General features: G+C 60.2%; 13 protein-coding genes, 1 rRNA gene and 1 riboswitch. Of the genes, 9 read left to right on the top strand and 5 right to left on the bottom strand.

The window, feature by feature from the left end:
* The first annotated feature begins 167 nt into the window (after positions 1 to 167).
* Positions 168 to 284: ribosomal RNA gene (gene rrf, locus EEB13_RS27685) — 5S ribosomal RNA — on the top strand.
* A gap of 306 nt (positions 285 to 590) precedes the next feature.
* On the top strand, positions 591 to 1,925 hold the full coding sequence (locus tag EEB13_RS27680; protein WP_261984660.1) for a plasmid pRiA4b ORF-3 family protein: 1,335 nt from the start codon (positions 591 to 593) through the stop codon (positions 1,923 to 1,925).
* A 69-nt stretch (positions 1,926 to 1,994) separates the two neighbouring features.
* On the opposite strand, the gene EEB13_RS27675 is transcribed toward EEB13_RS27680, so the two are convergent.
* Both EEB13_RS27675 and EEB13_RS27670 read right to left on the bottom strand, forming a co-directional pair.
* Positions 1,995 to 2,570: a TerD family protein gene (locus tag EEB13_RS27675; RefSeq protein WP_033235982.1), complete on the bottom strand. Its 576-nt coding sequence runs from the start codon at positions 2,568 to 2,570 to the stop codon at positions 1,995 to 1,997.
* A 112-nt stretch (positions 2,571 to 2,682) separates the two neighbouring features.
* Positions 2,683 to 5,910, bottom strand: a complete 3,228-nt coding sequence (locus tag EEB13_RS27670) for a DEAD/DEAH box helicase (protein ID WP_141486669.1) — start codon at positions 5,908 to 5,910, stop codon at positions 2,683 to 2,685.
* Between the two features lie 110 nt (positions 5,911 to 6,020).
* On the opposite strand from EEB13_RS27670, the gene EEB13_RS27665 reads away from it, so the two are divergent.
* Positions 6,021 to 7,115: an alpha/beta hydrolase gene (locus EEB13_RS27665; RefSeq protein WP_141486668.1), complete on the top strand. Its 1,095-nt coding sequence runs from the start codon at positions 6,021 to 6,023 to the stop codon at positions 7,113 to 7,115.
* A 120-nt stretch (positions 7,116 to 7,235) separates the two neighbouring features.
* A complete protein-coding gene (locus EEB13_RS27660) occupies positions 7,236 to 8,330 on the top strand; it encodes an alpha/beta hydrolase (RefSeq protein ID WP_141486667.1) in 1,095 nt (364 codons plus the stop codon).
* 58 nt (positions 8,331 to 8,388) lie between these two features.
* Here the strand turns inward: EEB13_RS27660 and EEB13_RS27655 are convergent, their stop codons facing one another.
* Positions 8,389 to 9,759: a dicarboxylate/amino acid:cation symporter gene (locus EEB13_RS27655; protein WP_033236112.1), complete on the bottom strand. Its 1,371-nt coding sequence runs from the start codon at positions 9,757 to 9,759 to the stop codon at positions 8,389 to 8,391.
* A gap of 319 nt (positions 9,760 to 10,078) precedes the next feature.
* On the opposite strand from EEB13_RS27655, the gene EEB13_RS27650 reads away from it, so the two are divergent.
* Positions 10,079 to 10,996, top strand: a complete 918-nt coding sequence (locus EEB13_RS27650) for a phosphodiesterase (protein WP_141486666.1) — start codon at positions 10,079 to 10,081, stop codon at positions 10,994 to 10,996.
* A gap of 6 nt (positions 10,997 to 11,002) precedes the next feature.
* Here the strand turns inward: EEB13_RS27650 and EEB13_RS27645 are convergent, their stop codons facing one another.
* Positions 11,003 to 12,418: a stealth family protein gene (locus EEB13_RS27645; RefSeq protein WP_045071533.1), complete on the bottom strand. Its 1,416-nt coding sequence runs from the start codon at positions 12,416 to 12,418 to the stop codon at positions 11,003 to 11,005.
* A 412-nt stretch (positions 12,419 to 12,830) separates the two neighbouring features.
* Positions 12,831 to 12,944, top strand: a riboswitch (SAM riboswitch).
* Positions 12,945 to 13,033: 89 nt separating this feature from the next.
* On the opposite strand from EEB13_RS27645, the gene EEB13_RS27640 reads away from it, so the two are divergent.
* The 3 genes from EEB13_RS27640 (at position 13,034) to EEB13_RS27630 (ending at position 15,973) form a co-directional block, all read left to right on the top strand.
* Positions 13,034 to 14,260: an LLM class flavin-dependent oxidoreductase gene (locus tag EEB13_RS27640; protein WP_141486665.1), complete on the top strand. Its 1,227-nt coding sequence runs from the start codon at positions 13,034 to 13,036 to the stop codon at positions 14,258 to 14,260.
* Between the two features lie 19 nt (positions 14,261 to 14,279).
* Entirely contained in the window at positions 14,280 to 15,647 is a 1,368-nt protein-coding gene (locus EEB13_RS27635; protein WP_045071480.1) for an NtaA/DmoA family FMN-dependent monooxygenase, read from the top strand.
* 80 nt (positions 15,648 to 15,727) lie between these two features.
* Positions 15,728 to 15,973 (top strand): hypothetical protein, encoded by a 246-nt coding sequence (locus tag EEB13_RS27630; RefSeq protein ID WP_095888570.1) that lies wholly within the window; start codon positions 15,728 to 15,730, stop codon positions 15,971 to 15,973.
* 3 nt (positions 15,974 to 15,976) lie between these two features.
* On the opposite strand, the gene EEB13_RS27625 is transcribed toward EEB13_RS27630, so the two are convergent.
* Positions 15,977 to 16,402, bottom strand: a complete 426-nt coding sequence (locus EEB13_RS27625; RefSeq protein WP_116104351.1) for a nuclear transport factor 2 family protein — start codon at positions 16,400 to 16,402, stop codon at positions 15,977 to 15,979.
* Between the two features lie 378 nt (positions 16,403 to 16,780).
* Here EEB13_RS27625 and EEB13_RS27620 point away from each other — a divergent pair, with 378 nt between their 5' ends.
* Positions 16,781 to 18,385 carry an ABC transporter substrate-binding protein gene (locus EEB13_RS27620; protein ID WP_141486664.1) on the top strand — a complete coding sequence of 535 codons (1,605 nt, stop codon included), beginning with the start codon at positions 16,781 to 16,783 and terminating at the stop codon, positions 18,383 to 18,385.
* The last annotated feature ends 6 nt before the right edge of the window (positions 18,386 to 18,391 follow it).

Genomic DNA, 18,391 nt, shown 5'->3' with positions numbered 1-18,391 from the left:
TACTAATAGGCCGAGGACTTACCACAAAGAAGCTACGCGTCCACTGTGCGGTATCTGAAACAACACACAGATACCTTGAATTCGATTCCCCATCATTCACCGACACTTGTCGGTGGGTGTGTGGAGGATCTGGTTCACGGTTAGTTACTGTGACAGTTTCATAGAGTTACGGCGGTCATAGCGAAGGGGAAACGCCCGGTCCCATTCCGAACCCGGAAGCTAAGCCCTTCAGCGCCGATGGTACTGCACTCGACAGGGTGTGGGAGAGTAGGACACCGCCGAACACAACTTGAGAAAGCCCCCCAACATTGTTGGGGGGCTTTTTCGTGTCCCCGAAACACCCCCCCGGGATCGAGCGAACGGTACACCCGTCGCCTCGGATCGACCGAACGTACCGTTCGCACCATCACTGGCGGGTTAAAACTCCGCAAACAGGGTACGTAGCGACGACAAAACTCATGGGATGTCAGTAGTTCGTGGCATAGTGAACAGCTATGGTTGGCCTCCGCAACTCCAGTGGCTCGCACCTGCGACTTGTGCCGACAGGATTGGATCAGCAAGAACCCGCTGCTTCACAGCAGACTCCCGCTGTGCCCGAACATCCCTCGATGAACTCGCGTGGACAGCGCCGTTCACTGCCGGCAGGTCTACGAATCTCGATTCGGCTTGAAGAGGTGTCCACGCAGATATCGCGGCGGTTGATTGTCGATTCCGATTTCACGCTCGACGATTTCCATGCCGTAGTTCAACGGGCAATGGGTTGGCACGATATGCATGGACATTCGTGGCGGAAGATCGGCACACGGTTTCCTGGTGATTTTCTGGAATACGCTCCGCGTAATCGTGTGGCTGATCGTCGTAGCCGCGGCCAGAGCGCAGTCGCCGAGAACGAGGTCCACGTTCACGAAGTTCTGATGTCTCCCGGTGACATGATCCAGTACCGGTACGGACGAGCCGGTGCGTGGCGGCATTCTGTGACTCTCGAATCGGTTGACGACGAGGCCGCGGACAAACCCGCGGTGTGCATCGAAGGTGTTGGTGCGTGCCCGCCCGAAGAATGTGCGGGACCTGAAGAATTCGAGCAACTATTGCGGGTGCTGCTTTCCGAGGAATTGCGCTCTCGGGAGTGGACTCTGGAGTGGGCACAAACCGATTTCGAGCCGAATAAGTTTGTGTTGGAGGAGGTCAACGAGCGATTGGCTCGTTGTGTCGGAACGGTGGCGCGCGAGTCCGCTATCGCGTCGTTCCCACGCACCTTCGATATCTGGAATCTTTTCGAATTGCTCGCGCCGGCTAGCGCACCTGAGTTGCATGACGTCTTTGCGATGGCGCGACTCGATGATCGGTCCGAGTCTTCGTCGCAGATACGTGTTGCTGTGGGCGCGCGGCTTCAGATGTTGCTGACGTTGATCGGTGACGATGGAATCGATGTCGAGTCATTTCTGTCGACGGTCGATGCGGCGCTGGACCAGCCGGAACTCGAGCCGGTTAATCTTCCCAAAGCTCAGCGTTTGTTTGTGCTGCTCCGAAGCTGGGGTTTGGCCAGGAAGCTGAAGGGCCGGATTGTCCTGACTCGCCGTGGGCGTTCAGCGAGTGCAGATGCAGACGTGTTGTGGAATTGCATTGTCCACGGGGTTCCCGTTGCGTCGGCGGGACCTGCGCGGGCGATTGAACTTCTTGTCTTGCTCGCTGTTGCCGCGGGGCTGGAGCCGTCGGATCGACATCACCTTGTTGCGGGAGCTCTTGGCCAGATCCGATCGTCCCCGGCGTTGGTTGCAGAGCCTGCGATTCCGGGGAAGTCTGCCGGCACTACGATCGAGGTTCTCGATCTGGTCGGCGCGATTGGATACGACCTGGTAGGGATGGTCTCGACGTCGGATATGCCCTGGGCGCAGTATCTTGCGCGGGCAGTCCTTCAGCGCTAAAAGTACCGCTGGAACGAACATGGGGTCCGAGCCTGAATCAGGCTCGAACCCCATGTTTCTGGCGCGACGTCAGATGTTGACGCCGTAGTCACGGGCGATGCCCGCTAGGCCTGACGCGTATCCCTGGCCGATTGCCCGGAACTTCCACTCGTTGTTGTGCCGGTACACCTCACCGAAGAGCATGGCTGTCTCTGTGGACGCATCTTCGGACAGGTCGTAGCGAGCAAGCTCTGATCCGGTGGAGAGGTCGACCACGCGAATGTAGGCATTGGTGACCTGGCCGAAGGATTGGAGGCGGGCGTCGGCGTCGTGGATCGATACCGGGAAGAAGATGTTGGTGACGTTGGGCGGTACCGCCGGGAGGTCGATGTTGATTACCTCGTCGTCTCCGTCGCCTTCGCCGGTGAGGTTGTCGCCGGTGTGCTCGATGGCACCGTCAGGGGACCGTAGGTTGTTGTAGAACACGAAGTGAAGATCGGAAAGTACCTTGCGTTCCGGGCCGGTGACCAACGCACTGGCATCAAGGTCGAAGTCAGCGCCACTGGTACTTCGTGCGTCCCATCCAAGTCCGACAGCGATTTTGGTCAGATTGGGTGCTGCTTTCGACAGAGATACGTTGCCGCCCTTGGCAAGTGTGACGCCCATTCAGGTTCCTCTCGTTCGAATGTGGTGATATCCGCATTCGTGAGTTCTGTGTTGTCCGTTCACAAATAACCATACCGTTCCCCGAGATTACGGGGTGGGACAAGCCTGGCGTTTACTCGAATAGCGAACGGATGTCTTCGGCGCCCAGAGTGGAACTGAGGAGTTCGTCGGAGTCCATCACGCTGGCGAACAGCGCGGATTTCTTGGCTTTGAGAGCCATCACCTTGTCTTCGATCGTGTCCTTGGCGATGAGGCGGTACACCATCACGTTCTTGGTTTGGCCGATGCGATGTGCTCGGTCCACGGCTTGAGCTTCGGTGGCGGGGTTCCACCACGGATCGAGAATGAAACAGTAGTCGGCCTCGGTGAGGTTGAGCCCGAAGCCACCTGCTTTGAGACTGATCAAAAACACTGGCGCAGCACCGGTTTTGAACCTTTCCAACACGTCGCCGCGGTCGCGCGTGCTGCCGTCGAGATAGCAGTGCTCGATGTTATCGGCGTCGAGGCGGCGGCGAACGGCGTTGAGGAAACCGGTGAACTGACTGAAGATCAAGGCGCGGTGTCCGCCGGCGATGACGTCGTCTAATTGCTCGAGAAGTGCGTCGACTTTGGCTGACGGGATCGTGGCGTGCTTGTCGTCGATCAGCGAGGCGTCGAGGCTGAGCTGGCGAAGTAGTGTCAGTGACGCGAGGATGGTGAAACGGTTCTTGTCGACGTCGGACAGTAAGCCGAGGATCTTCTGGCGTTCGCGTTGGAGATGCGTGTCGTAGAGCGCGCGATGCTTGGGGTAGAGGTCGATCTCGAGTACTTGTTCTTGCTTTGCCGGTAGGTCGCGAACCACCTGCTCCTTGGTGCGCCTGATCATCAACGGTTTGACACGTCGGCGCAGTTGTTCCAATCGCGCTGTGTCCCCGCCATTTTCGATCGGCCGACGGTACAGCTCGGTGAAGTGGGCGGAATTCGGAAAGAGTCCGGGAGCCGTGATCGCAAGCAGTGACCACAGTTCGGAAAGGTTGTTCTCCATAGGTGTGCCGGTGATGGCGAGTTTGAACGGCGTCTCGAGTTTTCGGGCGCACTGGTGGACTTTGGATTTGTGGTTCTTTGCGAACTGGGCTTCATCGAGGATGAGGCCCGACCAGCTGTTGGCAGAATAGGCGTCGGAGTCGAGGCGGAGCAACGCGTACGACGTGATGACGATGTCGGCGCCGATAACGATGTCGGTGAGATCGAGGTTCTGTCGTTTGAGTGTCCCGGTGACGATGACCGTACTGAGTTCTGGTGTGAATCTGGCTATTTCGGATTTCCAGTTGGAGACAACGCTGGTCGGGGCAACGATCAGAAAAGGTGGTGCCACCGGATCGGATTGGCGTGCACGGGCAATCATCGCCAGTGTTTGAAGCGTCTTGCCGAGCCCCATGTCGTCGGCCAGTATTCCGCCGAGTCCGTGTTCCAGAAGGAAATTGAGCCACCGGAATCCGTCGACCTGATAGGGACGCAGTGTGGCCAGCAATGTCGACGGAACATCCACGTGGTCGATGGAGGCATGGGTGAGCAACCCGTCGACCTGCTTTTTCCACTGCGCTGCTTGACGTTCGACGATTCCGAGCGACGTGAGATCGTCCCAGAGGCCGGCTTGGAACTTGCTGATTCGCAGCGGACCGTTGGGGCGGTCGAGGAGTGAGCGTGCTTCCGCGATGAGGCGTTGCAGTTCACGGAGTTCGGGTTTGTCGAGGCTGAAGTATGCGCCGTCGGGCAACAGCAGTTCGGTGGCGCCGATGCTGAGGGCGGCAAAGATGTCGGCAAAGGGTACTTCTTGGCCGTCGGCGTTGACGGTGACCCCGAGGTCGAACCAGTCCGATCCGGCGCTGTCCGGCGAAGCGCTGGTGGAGAGCCCGATGACAAGCGAATCATCGGTGGCGCGATAGTTGGCGGGTGTCCCGTCGATGGTGACGTCAGCGTCTGGATGGTCACGGAGCAACGGAAGGACATCGAGTGTGAATCGCATCGTGTCCAGACCCGCCAATGAACCGTGGACCAGTTCTCGCGTGTGTGGCCGAGTGGTGTCGGAGGGGCCGAACAGGGGGCTCACGGTGTCGAGGATGGATTGTTCCTTGGCGGGAGAGCGGCCGTCGAGTGACCCGGGATGTTCACCCACGCCTACGGTCAATCGATCGTTCCCGATGGTGTACTGCCACTCCCACGTCAGGTCAACACGATGATCATCGCCGTACTTCGCTCGCAGGTGAAGGACCGGACCGCTGATCTCGGGTGACGCGTACGAATTGTCGCTGGAGACGATGTCGGCAATTGAGCTGAGTCTGACCGCGAAGCGGGAGGTGAAGGTTTCGCGGTGTTCTGCCGGCACGTCGATGGCGTCGCCTGCGTTGATGAAGTCCTTGAGGGCGGGGGAGACGGAGGTGTTCAGCGGTGCCAACCGGATTCTGCCGTCATGGTCGACTGCGTAGATGCCGTGGACAGTGCTACCGATTGTTCCCCAGATCGGTGGGGTTGGCTCTGATGTTCTCTCGCCGTCGTTCGTGAAAAATGGGCGCGGTGCGACCTGAAGTCCGTTGTCCGGACCATGCGTCACGTCGATGCATACGTCCACTCCGTCATCGATCATGACTGGTCCGAGGCTCGGCTTGGCATGGAGGAGTGGGATGCCGGCCTTGCGCGCCTCGGCGAGCAACGCCCACAGGCCAGGACTGGGGAAGTCCGCCAGATCGAAATCGGTGGCGTTGTAGTGTCGGTACGCCGTCCTGGCACTGATCAGTAGGTGGATGTCATTGAGTATCCGGATGTGTTGCGCCGGGTGTTGGTGGAAGCTGCCCAGCTTGTTCCACGCGAGGCCCCCGGAAATCCATCCCCGCGCGCCTGGTTGCACGGGTTTGACCAGTAGTTGGTTTCGTGGGCCGTTGGTGCGCAGAGTGAATTGAATGCCGAGATCACTGGCGCCTCGTTCGACAGGATTCGGCCGAAGTAACGCCCGGATCGAGTCTTCCCAGTTCTTGGGCGCCGGTGGTTGTGAGGACCTCGCCGCGGCAGCTATGACCAGGGCAGCGACGTGCTTACAGTTCATGCGCACCGGGCACGTGCAAATGCCACGGAGGATCGTGGCGACGTTGGTGGTGTTGTTATGGGTGCGCCGGCTGAGGAAGACCGTAGATACGTACTCCTCGTTGCCGATTACCTCGCCTTCGAGAGTCTGGGTCGCCTCGTCCCACTCGAATTCGCGAACGGCTCCTTGGCGGAAAGAGTCGAGTCCGCGTTGAAATGTGGTTGTGCCGACTACAGCGCGGATTTGGTCCAGGTCGAGGACTAGGACTGATTCCGGCTGCATCTTTCCACCCTAATCCGCGAGTCCGACACCGCTGTGAAACAGCGGTAATGACCGCCGATTTTAAACTGGACGGTATGTTCACTTTGTCGGATTAGAAATTGGGAGTCTGGATGAATGTCCATGTGAACACGCGTGCCCGGATTGGGAAGCTCGGGGCCGCGCTGATCGCGGCGTGTGTCGCGACCGCGCCGCTGGTCGGTGCCGGTACGGCCAACGCGCAGCAGAGCACCGGCAGTATCGGAAGTTTCGATTTCGGATCGAGCGTTCCCGAGATATTTCGGGATGATCCCGGACCGCTTCCAGTTCTGCGCGACGACATAGTGGCACCGGCAATTGTGGGTGAAGTGCACACCGGAGCGCAGGCGTCGCGCCTGACTGTTGCGTCGCCGGCCTTGAAGCGCGAGGTGGGTGTCGAGGTGCTACTTCCGGCCGACAACTCGGTTCCGCGCCCGACGCTCTACATGCTGCAGGGCGTCGACGGCGGTGAGGGCTCGAACGGCTGGGTCACCATGGGCGGCGCCCCCGCGTTTTTTGCTGACAAGAATGCCCATGTCGTCATGATCAACGGGGGATCAGCGAGCTTGTTCTCGGATTGGGAGAACGAGGATCCGGCGCTCGGATTGCACAAGTGGGAAACCTTCATCGCGAAGGAGTTGCCACCGTTGATCGATGCTCACTTCGGGACCAACGGCGTCAATGCAATCGCCGGGACGTCGATGGGCGCACAGGGCGCGATGATGCTCGCTCATCGGTACCCGGATCTGTACCGCGGCGTCGCGGTGTTCAGCGGTTGCTATTCGACGATGGATACCTGGGGCCGAACCAGCGTGCAGGCGACGATTACCTCGCGCGGCGGTGATCCGGCCAATATGTGGGGAGAGCTCGGTGGGCCCGAGTGGGAAGCACATGATTCCGTGTTGAACGCAGAAAGCCTGCGCGGCAAGGAGATCTACATCTCCACTGCCAACGGCGCCCCCGGGGCGGATGAAACGCTGCAGACGCCGGAACTGCTCGAGCGGCTGGTTGTCGGCGGCGGGATCGAGGCTGCCGCAAAGGTGTGCACCAAGGTGTTCGATCAGCGATTGCGGTCACTCGATATCGACGCCACCGTGGACTACGAGCCCAACGGCACCCATGCGTGGGCGTACTGGCGTGAGCGCTTGCCGAAGGCGTGGCCGACGCTGTCGAAGGCTCTGGGTGTCTGACGGTACGTGCGCAGCTGTCGTTTCGCCGCTGATCAGGCGTGGTGCGATGGGCCAGCGGGTGAGTGTGTCCGAATTACACGGTATCTTTCAAATGACTGTATTTAATTGTTTGGGAGCCTGATGTCGAAGTGCCTGACCCCGCTCACCCCCGTGAGGCGGGCGGGAATCGTTGTAACCACTGCGTGTGTGTTCGGACTGCAGGTGCTCGGTATCACTTCGGTAGGCGCGACGCCGATCTCCGACAGTCTCGAGACGTTGGAATACGGTTCGACTGTGCCCGGGTCCATGCAGGGCGACCCAGGGGCACCAGCACAACTGTTGGACGGCATTACGGCCCCCGCAATTGTCGGAGAGAACGTGACTGGACCGCAGTCCGTTCGGCTGACGGTGGCATCTCCTGCTTTGCGGCGTGACGTCGGCGTCGAAGTTATTCTTCCCGCGGACAACTCTGCGCCGAGACCTACCCTGTATCTCCTGGACGGTGCCGACGCTCAGGAGAAGTCCAGTGGGTGGGTGCGGTACGGCGTCGCGCCGGATTTCTTTGCCGACAAGAACGTCAACGTCGTGATGATCAACGGCGGCAAGGCCGGCATGTACACGGATTGGGAGAACGAGGATCCGGCACTTGGACTGCACAAGTGGGAAACGTTCATTGCGAAAGAGTTGCCCTCGCTCCTGAACGCGAGATTGAACACCAACGGCGTCAATGCAATTGCGGGCATTTCGATGGGCGCGCAGGGTGCGATGATGCTCGCCCACCGAAATCCGGGCCTGTACAAAGGTGTGGCGGGTTTCAGTGGGTGCTACTCGACCACGGACACCTGGGGGCGCGCCAGCATCCAATCGACGGTCACGTCGCGCGGCGGAAACACCGACAACATGTGGGGGATTCCAGGCGGGCCGGAATGGGAAGCGCACGATTCGCTCCTCAATGCCGAGCAACTCCGCGGAACGGAAATCTACTTGTCCGTCGCGACGGGCGTGGCGGGCGAGAACGAAAATTTGCAGACGCCTGACTTGGCCGATCGTCTGGTCGTCGGTGGCAGTATCGAGGCGGTTGCACACATGTGTACCAAGGCTTTCGACCAGCGTCTCACCACACTCGGTATCGATGCCACGATCGACTACGAACCGACCGGCACGCACTCGTGGCCGTACTGGCGTGAGCGTTTCCCCAAAGCGTGGCCAACTTTGGCCAAGGCGCTCGGTATCTGACCAGAAAAAATGTCCCCACACCGATCGCGGTGCGGGGACATCTTTTGGTGTGGCCGAATTATGCGTCGACGAGTTCTTCGGCAAACGGATTACCGTTGCGAGGCGCGTTGAAGCGGGCCGTGTCGAGGATGCCTTCGCGCTTGGCCACGATCACCGGGACGAGTGCCTGCCCGGTGACGTTGACGGCCGTACGGCCCATGTCGACGATCGGTTCGACGGCAAGCAGCAGACCGACGCCGGCAAGTGGCAGTCCGAGTGTCGAGAGCGTCAGGGTGAGCATGACTGTTGCGCCGGTAGTTCCAGCGGTCGCGGCCGAACCGATAACCGACACGACAACGATCAAGAGGTAGTCGGTGAAGTTGAGCGGAACGTCGTAGAAGCCGGCAACAAAGATGGCGGCGATTGCGGGATAGATTGCGGCGCAACCGTCCATTTTCGTGGTGGCACCCAGCGGCACGGCAAACGACGCGTACTCGCGCGGCACGCCGAGATTGCGCTCGGTGACGCGTTCGGTCAGTGGGAGTGTGCCGATCGACGAGCGGGAAACGAAGCCGAGTTGAGTGGCAGGCCAGACGCCGGAGAAGAAGTTCCGAACCGAGAGGCCGTGTGCAGCAATGAGAGCCGGGTAGACGACAAAGAACACGATCGCCAGACCGATGTAGACCGCGGCGGTGAATACACCGAGCGATCCGATGGCGTCCCAGCCGTAGGTTGCGACGGCGGTGGCGATCAGGCCGGCGGTGCCGATCGGCGCGAGACGAATGATCCACCACAGCACCTTCTGGATGATTGCCAGGAGGGAAGCGTTGAACTCGAGGAACTTCTCTGCCTTGGCGCCGACCTTGAGCGCCGCGATTCCGATTGCCGCTGCGATGACAAGCAGTTGCAGAACATTGAAGCTCAGTGAGGTTGTCGCGACACCTTCGGTGACTGACGTCTTGGCACCCAGACCGAGGAAGTTGTTCGGCACCAGGCCCGTGATGAACGCCCACCACGATCCGGAGCTCTTCGGTTCCTTGGCAGATTCGACGGCAACGTCGGTACGCGAACCGGGATCGGTGATCAGGCCGACGACGATGCCGATGATGACCGCGATGAATGCCGTGATCGCGAACCACAACAGAGTCTGCACAGCCAATCGAGCGGCATTGGCAACCTGACGCAGGTTTGCGATGGAACTGACGATGGCGGTGAACACCAGCGGAATGACCGCGACCGTCAGCAGTTTGACGTAGCTGCTGCCGATGGTCTGGACAGTTCCGACGAGCCAGTTCACATTGCCGTCGGCGGCGTCAGGCATCGCGCGGGCAACCAGACCGAGAATGACACCGATAACCAGACCGGCAACAATCTGAGGTCCGAATGACGTTGCCCACGAGGGGAACCGGGTTTTTGATTCCGGCACGCCGGTAGAGGTGGAGCTGGGCATGACAATGCCTTTCAAAAAATTGAAGAGAGCGAAACGCGGCACGCCGTGAAGAAGTTCAGGCGGGGTTTCGTGAAAATGTTTCCTGGTACGCGTCTATCAGGCCGAGCGCGGACACATTGCGCTCGCCTGCAGGCGAAGGTCGACGTAGCGTCGAGAGGTCAGGAACAACACTGCGAAGACTCTACTCGCAGCTTCAACTACCGATGATTCCGGGCGGTCCATGGGTGTGCGTGAACGAGGGCCGGAGACTCGATGACTACTGTCGAGGTTCGGTAGGTGCACCGGTACCTGCGCGTCGGCTAGCGGAAGCGAGAGACCGATGAGCGTTCGACATGCCGAATATCCACGTCCGAAGCACTTCCTGGTGCATATAAGCGACACGCACCTCGTCGAGGGTGGGGACCTGTACGGCGCCGTCGACGCGACAGCTCGACTGCGGCAGATTCTTGCCGGCGTCGAGGCGTCAGGGGCGCGTCCGCGGGCGTTGGTGTTCACCGGCGATCTCACCGACAAAGGGGAGTCGGACGCGTACGAGACGCTGAAATCGATCGTGGAACCGGTGGCAGGCAGACTTGGTGCCGAGGTCATCTGGGTGATGGGTAACCACGACGATCGGGAACACTTCCGGACGCGGTTGTTGAACGAGTCACCGTCGACCCGGTCGGTCGATAGGGTCTACGACATCGACGGACTCCGCATCATCACGCTCGACTCCACTGTTCCCGGCCACCACTACGGATCGATCAGCGACGCCCAGTTGAATTGGCTGCGAACACAATTAGCGACTTCAGCGCCCGACGGAACGATTCTCGCCCTTCACCACCCGCCGATTCCCTGTATCCAGGATCTGGCTGTGCTGGTCGAACTACGAGATCAGCCGCGGTTGGCCGAAGTGCTCCGGGGAAGTGACGTGCGGGCAATTCTCGCGGGCCACCTGCATTACTCGACGACGGCGACGTTCGCGGGAATTCCCGTGTCTGTCGCATCGTCGGCCTGCTACACCCAGGACCTCAACGTAGCGGTCGGCGGACAGCGTGGCCGAGACAGCGCACAAGGCTGCAATCTCGTCCACGTGTACGCCGACACGATTGTTCATTCGGTAGTGCCGCTCGAGCGCGACGACGTTGTCCGCGACGATACGGTGGGTGAGGCCGTCAGCGCCCGCGACGCTGCGGCGCGTCTGGCGGACGCAGGCATTCGCATCGGTGAGCACAACGATATTGCCGTCGCGCAGTAGTATGCGTCAGGCCTCCCACGGCGCTTTGACGGGATAGTAGTTCTCGAGGAATTCGGTGACCTTACGGGTACGTAGTTCGAGATCGATTTCCGGTTCACTACCGTCGTTGAGGCAGAAGAAATCCATCGACCGGTCTTTGAGTAGTGAATTCATCTGTCGCAAACCGGCTTTGACAGTGGTGTCGACGTATTTGACGGTAGCCGACTTCTGTACGACGGAGCGGCCGCTCATCAGCGCGTAGTAGTGGTACAGCGAATTGGTGACCGAAATGTTGGTGCTTGCGCGGAAGGTACTCGCAGCGGTGGCCGCAAAATCGTCCGCGAATTCGCGTTCCATTTCCGCCATGACACTTTTGCGTAGCGGGGTGGCGGCATGCTCGAGGTGCCGAGTTGTCATCAATCCGAATCGCTCTTGTAGTAGACGTCGATTGACCCGGGCCGCATTCTCGAATCCGCTGCGATCGTCGTCGTTGTGTCCCAAACCTATTCGCGTATCCGCCTCGATGAACATGCTGATTCCACCGGGCGAGAAGAACATGTCGGGGCCGACGGATCTGCCGAAGAACATGTCGTCGTTCGAATAGAGGAAATGTTCGGAGAGTCCGGGGATGTGATGCAGTTGGCATTCGACCGCTTGAGAATTGTGAGTGGGCAGTACAGACGGGTCGGCAAAGAACTTTTCGCTGGGCATGAAAGTGACCCGAGGATCGTCGGCCAGCCAGGCCGGACGATCGGAATCGGTGGCGACAAAGATTCTTCGGATCCACGGCGCATACATGTGCACGGACCGTAGTGCGTACTTCAATTCGTCGATTTGACGGAATCGTGCTGCGGATTCGTCACCTTCACCGACAATGTAGTTCTGCATCCGAAGTGCGCGTTGCGCCTGAAATTCCTCGGACGAACCGTCCACCCAGGAAAAGACGAGGTCGATGTCGAAATTGATGTCGGAGGCATGGGCGGCAAACATGTTCTCGATCGTCGGCCACACCCGGCCGAAACGCTCCACCGTTCCACGAACTGCTTCTTCCGGACGCACCGTCCGCCGGGTCAGTGAATTTTCGATGGGCAGAACGATCTCGGTGTCGGACATCGACCACAGTTCGATCTGAAGTCCGATATTCGCGCCGTAGTTCAGGCCACTCGCCAGATGAACGCGCGGCCGAAACAGTCGAAAGATGCGGGCTTTTGGTGTGGAGGACAGTGCGCCGTCGGCTATCAAGAGCGCTGGACTCTTCTTCGCGTCGAGAGTCTTCGAATAGAAGGGTGTGTTCTGGCATCCGTCGATCAGCGCGCGGCGCAATTTCTTTCGGTTGGCCCAATTGACCGCGATGACTGCTCGTTCGTCGTTGCCGCGTACGAGGAGGTATTCGACACCGGCCGCGTCGAGAATATCGCGGATGAACAGCAGGTCCTCGATCATCGCTTCGAGCGGGGTTGTGGTGACGATAGGGAGGGCAAACCGATTCTTGAACCGCACAGTTTCCGGGCGGTCCTCCAATCGAGCGCGCACGGAGGACGAGACGGGTTTCACTGTGTCAGTGGTGTCCTGCTCCGGGGGTACGAAGTAGATGTCGTGCGGAGCGGGAGATTGTGTGATGACGTGCCTTTCGATGACAGGGCGCGCGGAGGCGGTGTCGTGCCAGTCTAGTCGGGAATTGGAGCGATTCGTGTTGGTGGGGAGTTTGCGCATACTCGGTACCGACACGCGAATTCGAATCCTCGAGAGTGAAAAGGATCGGGTGTCGGTTGTGGCAGGTGGCGCGTGGTTTCTGCCATCTTCTGGCATCTCGGGTTCATAGGGACCACGCGCTGTTCTCGATAGGGTCACAGCAGGTGCAGAGTTCCAGCGACAAGGACCGGCTAGCTGGACGGCAACCCTTCATGCCGATGGGGTGCCCCGGGATCACACCTGGCGACACGCGTGGTGTGTGTCGCAAGCGGCAGTTGCGGCACTACCCGTCAGTGAAAGAGGGCTGACGGTTCTGCGGCCGGCACTGTGCGCTCCCGAGTAGTCCTCGAACAGGAGTAGAAGCCGATGACCTCCACCCTTCCCATCCACCTCGCCGTAGCGCTTGACGGCGCCGGCTGGCACCCGGCGGCCTGGCGAGAACCCCATTCGCGTCCGAGCGAGCTGTTCACCGCGTCGTACTGGACCGATCTCGTTACTACAGCCGAACGCGGTCTGCTCGACTTCGTGAGTATCGAGGACAGCCTCTCCGTGCCGGGCAACCCGTTCGAGCCCGTCGGTGACGCGGTCGATCGTGTGCGCGCTCGACTGGACGCGCATCTCGTGGCGGCCAGGCTGGCACCGGTGACGCGCAATATCGGATTGGTTCCGACGATCACCACGACGCATACCGAGCCGTTCCATGTCTCCAAAGCTGTTGCAACGCTCGACTACACGTCGCGAGGTCGCGCGGGGTGGCAGGTGAAAGTCTCAGCGTCCGAAGCGGAGGCCACCCATTTCGGGCGGCGCGATATCCCCGCGTTGACCGAAGATGATCGGGCATTGCTGGTATCAGGCAACCTTCCCGATTTCGTACGGGATCTGTTCGAAGAGTCGGCTGAGGCCGTCGATGTGGTTCGGCGCCTCTGGGACAGTTGGGAGAATGACGCCGAAATTCGTGATGTGGAGCGGCGCCGGTTCATCGATCGAGACAAGTTGCATTACATCGACTTCGAGGGCAAGTACCTATCCGTGCGTGGACCGTCGGTCACTCCGCGGCCGCCGCAGGGGCAGCCCATCATCGCAGCGTTGGCGCATCAGCGCGTTCCGTACGAGCTGGCTGCTCGAACAGCCGATCTGGTTTTTGTGACTCCTCTCGACGATGGTCAGGTGCCCTCGATTCTCGCCGAAGTGCGTGCGGCGCAGGAACGGGTTGAGCGCTCGGGTGAACCGCTCCGGGTTTACGGCGACATTGTTGTGTTCTTCGATGCGGCAGGGGAATCGGGTCGAGAACGACTCGACCGCCTGGACAATGCGTCGGGTACCCCGTACCGCTCTGATGCACTGATCTTCACCGGCACGCCGGCTGAATTGGCCGATCACCTTCTCCGCTGGCAGCAGTTGGGGATCGAGGGCTTTCGTTTGCGACCCGGTGTTGCCGTGGACGATCTTGACACGATTGTGAATGACCTGGTACCAGAACTGCAGAAGCGCAACGTATTCCGTACAGCGTATCCAGATACGAATCTCCGCGGACTTCTCGGATTGCCGATCGACGTCCCCAACCGCTACGCCGCCGGCACTCCGGCTGCCTGAACAGACGAGGAATACTTTCATGAGTTCTCAGCAGCGTAAGCAGGTCATCTTGGGTGCCTACCTGGGCGGCGTCAACCATCACACGGCGTGGTGGGATCCGCAGGCGGGCAGCCAGATCGAATTCGACTCCTTCGAACACACCGCTAGAACCGCCGAGCGCGGAAAATTCGACTTCTTCTTCCTGGCAGAAGGACTGGCACTTCGCGAACGCGCGGGACAGATCTTCGATCAGGACATCATCGGCAGGCCGGATACCTTCACGGTGCTCGCCTCATTGGCGGCAGTAACCGAACACCTCGGATTGGCCGGCACCATCAACTCGACGTTCAACGAACCGTACGAGTTGGCCAGACAGTTCGCGACACTTGATCAACTGTCCGGTGGCCGCGCGGCCTGGAACGTCGTGACGTCGTTCGATGCCTTCACCGGGCAGAACTTCCGTCGCGGCGGTTACCTCGATCGCGCGCAGCGGTACGAGCGCGCCGAGGAAACCGTCGCACTCGTCCGTGAAATCTGGGATTCGTGGCGAAGTGACGACATCGTCGCAGACAAGGATTCCGGTCGTTTCCTCGCGCGAGCAGAGGCTGGTGAATTCGCTTTCCACGGATCACAATTCGATGTGAACGGTCGGTTCACTGTTCCGCGCAGTCCGCAGGGTCGCCCGGTCATTCTTCAAGCTGGTGTCTCGCCGCAGGGGCGGGATTTTGCGGCCGGCAATGCCGACGCGATCTTCTCGCCGTACGGGCAGCTGCCTGAGGCGTCGGACTTCTATCGGGACATCAAGGCCCGTGCTGTTGCAGCCGGGCGTGATCCGGGTGACATCAAGATTCTGCCGTCGGCGAGCTTTGTGCTCGGCACGTCCGAGGCTGATGCTATCGAGAAGTACCGTGACATTCGCGATCAGCAAGTAACAGGCCAGACTGCGTTGATCCTGCTCGAGCAGATCTGGAATCTCGATCTTTCGGGTTACGACCCGGAAGGACCGCTACCTGATATCGCACCGGATCCCGAAGCGCCCCCGATCATTCAAGGACGGGCATTCATCCATCAGGACCGATTCGAGACCGTCGCGAAGTTGCGCGCTGTGGCCGAGAACAAGAAGCTGAATCTGCGTGAGGTCGTGATCGATCAGTTCGAGCGCGGGCCGATAGTCGGTACTGCGCAACAGATTGCCGAAAAGATCGATTCGTTTGTGCAGAACGACGGTTCGGATGGATTCATCCTCGGTTCGCACCTTGTACCAACAGGATTGGACGAGTTTGTCGACGACGTAGTACCGCTGCTGCAGGATCGTGGCGTTCTGCGCGCCGACTACGAAGGAACGACGCTACGAGACAACCTTGGTCTGGCAATTCCGGCTGATCGTGCTCTTGTGGCGCCGCGATGACATGGGCGAGTAGCGCGTGGGGATCGGGGTACTCCGAAAACGTCGGCACCTAACGTCGACAGTCCTGGAGGAGGAAGACCATGCGTGTGAAAAGCCTGGTCGGAGCCGGCGCAGTGGCAGTTGCCCTGGTTGCCGGTCCCCTTGCCCAAACGTCTGCCCAAGCGTCCGCGGAAGGCTTTGTGGCTCCGGGCTCGGATAGCCTGCCAGACTCGCTGACCTGCGAGAGCGTCTTCGACGCCTTGGAGGATCAGAGCCCGGAGTGGACGGAGGAGGGGATCGACCAGGTCGAAGACTGGTGCGAGTCGATCACCGGTGAAGAGGACTGACCGTCAGCCGCGCGCTATGACGCGTCGTGAGAGTCGCCAGCGGCCGTCCTCCAGCTCGAACTCGTCTGCGTAACTTCCGACGCCACTGAGGCGAGGCGCCGTGGCGGTGTCGACGTAAAACGTCCACACCGCTTCGGCGCGGGCCGTGGTGTCCGACGTGACCTCGACGGCGACTGCGGTGGTCACGTGGCGGGTGAAGGTTCCCGGTCCCTGAATTCCCGCAGCACGGCGTTCGCGCACACCGGCAGCGATTTCCTCGCGGCCGCGTCGTACCTGGAGCGGCAACCCGCGGTCGGGGTTGGCCGGCATTGTCCATTCGGCCTGTTGGGTGAATTGTTCGACGTAATCGTCGACTGCTCCCGTATCGGCGAGGTGAGCGATCCGCGCGAGTGCGGTTCGGATCTGCTCGGCTGGGCTTTCGGGCTGCATCTGTCTCCTTGGTATTAGGGCGGACCTTCCGGACGCTACCGCGATGAGCTGGGAATAGTGGGCCCGGTCTCGTTGAGCGGGCCTATTATTCGTGAGTTCGAATCACCGTGAGTCCAACTATTTCCCCAACATAAGGGGAAATGATTAAGTGTGTTCACGAAGGCAAGTGCCTTGAATCTGACCGGAAGGTTTACCGTGTCCGTCCCTCTGCGATGTCTGCGCTGACTTCTTCAGCGCCACACCGGCTGGTGTAGCCCTCATTGCCCACTGAACTTCACGGTTCGGGTTCTTCGAGGCCACCAGGACGACCACTTTCCCTTTTGCGTGCCGCGCTCAGCGCGCGTCGCTGCGCACCCTCATACGAAGGACCACACCTCCGTGAACTCGTCATTTCCGACGGCCGGGCTTGATCGCCGTGCCTTTTTCCGTGGCAGCGCTATTGCCGCATTCGCAATTCTTGGTACCGGCTCACTGGCCGCGTGCTCCTCGGCTGTTGGTGAACAGCGTTCGGATGCAAGTGAATCGGTGGAACCAGTGCGCGGCGGCACGCTCACCCTGGCAATTCCGGACGATGTCAGCCCATCTGCTCTTTTGACCAGCACAACAATTGCCGGCACTACCATCTCCGGGCTTGTCTTCGAGACATTGACCCGCTACCCGATCGATTCCGTAGTGCCGCAACCTCTTCTCGCCAAGGACTGGAAGCTCTCGGACGACGGTCTGACGTTGACACTGAATCTGCGCGACGACGTCACCTTCCACACCGGCCGCCCGTTCACCTCTGCGGATGCGGAGTTTTCGCTGCGTACGTACGCCGATCCCAAGTTCTCCGCGCAGCTGCGCAGCACAGCAGCCGCCATCACCGGCTACGACTCCTCGGATCCGAAAAAACTGGTGCTGACGCTCGCGCACCGAACCGGAAACATCTTCGACCTCCTGGATCTGGCGCCGATCTTCGACTCGGAGACCTTCGACAAGGCGGTCAGCGGTGAATCCTTCATCGGGACAGGACCGTTCGTCTTCGCCTCGCGCACCCCGAACAGCTCGATCTCCTTCGATCGCAATCCGAACTACTGGGTTGCTGAGCGTCCCTTCCTCGACCGCGTCGAGGCTCGTATCGTCCCCGATTCACAAGCCCGTCTGACGTCTCTCAAATCAGGTCAGGTTGCGCTCGTCGCCCCGGGATCGTTGACCTTCCGTGATTCTCAGACAGTCGGCAAGACAAGCGGTTTCGCAACTTCAGCTCTCGACGGGGCGGAACTGCAGACGTATCTGGGCGCCAACGTCACGGCTGAGGGATTGACCGATGTACGAACCCGGAAAGCCGTGGCGTATGCCATCGATCGGGATCGCATCATGAGTGAGGTGTACCGCGACGCAGGCTACGCCGTGAACCTGCCGTGGCCGAAGTCGTCGCCCGCATACGACGCGGCCAAGAACTCCACGTATACGCGTGACGTTGCCAAGGCTCGGTCACTGGTGAGTGAGGTGGGAACACTGCCGACCATTCCGTTGACGTACACGGGTGCCAGCCCGGACTTCGAAGCGGCAGCTCAGATCGTGCAGGCCAATCTTGCTGAAGCGGGAATTCGCGTCGAGTTGGACCCAGTCGAGGCGACTATCTTCTTCAAGCAGTTGATCGGCGCAGAGTTCAAGGGGCTGTGGCTGACCAGTCACACCTTTGCGCAGTATGTTCCGTCGACGCTGACCGTCAGCGCCTACCCTTTCAATGCCGCGCACAATGCGTCGAAGTTCAGTTCGCCGGCATACTCCGCGGCCGCCGACTCAGCGTGGCAGGTGCCCGACGGCTCGAGCGACGCTGCAAAGAAGCTGTACGCGGACCTCGGCACCCAACTGTTGGAAGAGCTGTTCCTGATCGAGATCGGTGTGGTGGTTCCGCAGGTATCGGCTGCTTCCACCGTGCATGATCTTGCGTGGACCAAGGGCCGTCAGCCGCAGTTCGCCAGCACCTTCCTGGCCTAGGGGAGA

Source organism: Rhodococcus sp. WS3 (assembly GCF_003797085.1).
GTDB lineage: Bacteria > Actinomycetota > Actinomycetes > Mycobacteriales > Mycobacteriaceae > Rhodococcus_F > Rhodococcus_F globerula.
The sequence above is the reverse complement of the archived record's forward strand: the minus strand, read 5'-3'. Positions and strand labels throughout refer to the sequence as shown.

Bases quoted from the DNA above. Each gene is read 5' to 3' on its own strand.
- EEB13_RS27675 (WP_033235982.1), bottom strand. From the start codon at position 2,570: ATGGGCGTCACACTTGCCAAGGGCGGCAACGTATCTCTGTCGAAAGCA.
- EEB13_RS27670 (WP_141486669.1), bottom strand. From the start codon at position 5,910: ATGCAGCCGGAATCAGTCCTAGTCCTCGACCTGGACCAAATCCGCGCT.
- EEB13_RS27665 (WP_141486668.1), top strand. From the start codon at position 6,021: ATGAATGTCCATGTGAACACGCGTGCCCGGATTGGGAAGCTCGGGGCC.
- EEB13_RS27660 (WP_141486667.1), top strand. From the start codon at position 7,236: ATGTCGAAGTGCCTGACCCCGCTCACCCCCGTGAGGCGGGCGGGAATC.
- EEB13_RS27655 (WP_033236112.1), bottom strand. From the start codon at position 9,759: ATGCCCAGCTCCACCTCTACCGGCGTGCCGGAATCAAAAACCCGGTTC.
- EEB13_RS27650 (WP_141486666.1), top strand. From the start codon at position 10,079: ATGAGCGTTCGACATGCCGAATATCCACGTCCGAAGCACTTCCTGGTG.
- EEB13_RS27645 (WP_045071533.1), bottom strand. From the start codon at position 12,418: ATGATCGAGGACCTGCTGTTCATCCGCGATATTCTCGACGCGGCCGGT.
- EEB13_RS27640 (WP_141486665.1), top strand. From the start codon at position 13,034: ATGACCTCCACCCTTCCCATCCACCTCGCCGTAGCGCTTGACGGCGCC.
- EEB13_RS27635 (WP_045071480.1), top strand. From the start codon at position 14,280: ATGAGTTCTCAGCAGCGTAAGCAGGTCATCTTGGGTGCCTACCTGGGC.
- EEB13_RS27630 (WP_095888570.1), top strand. From the start codon at position 15,728: ATGCGTGTGAAAAGCCTGGTCGGAGCCGGCGCAGTGGCAGTTGCCCTG.
- EEB13_RS27625 (WP_116104351.1), bottom strand. From the start codon at position 16,402: ATGCAGCCCGAAAGCCCAGCCGAGCAGATCCGAACCGCACTCGCGCGG.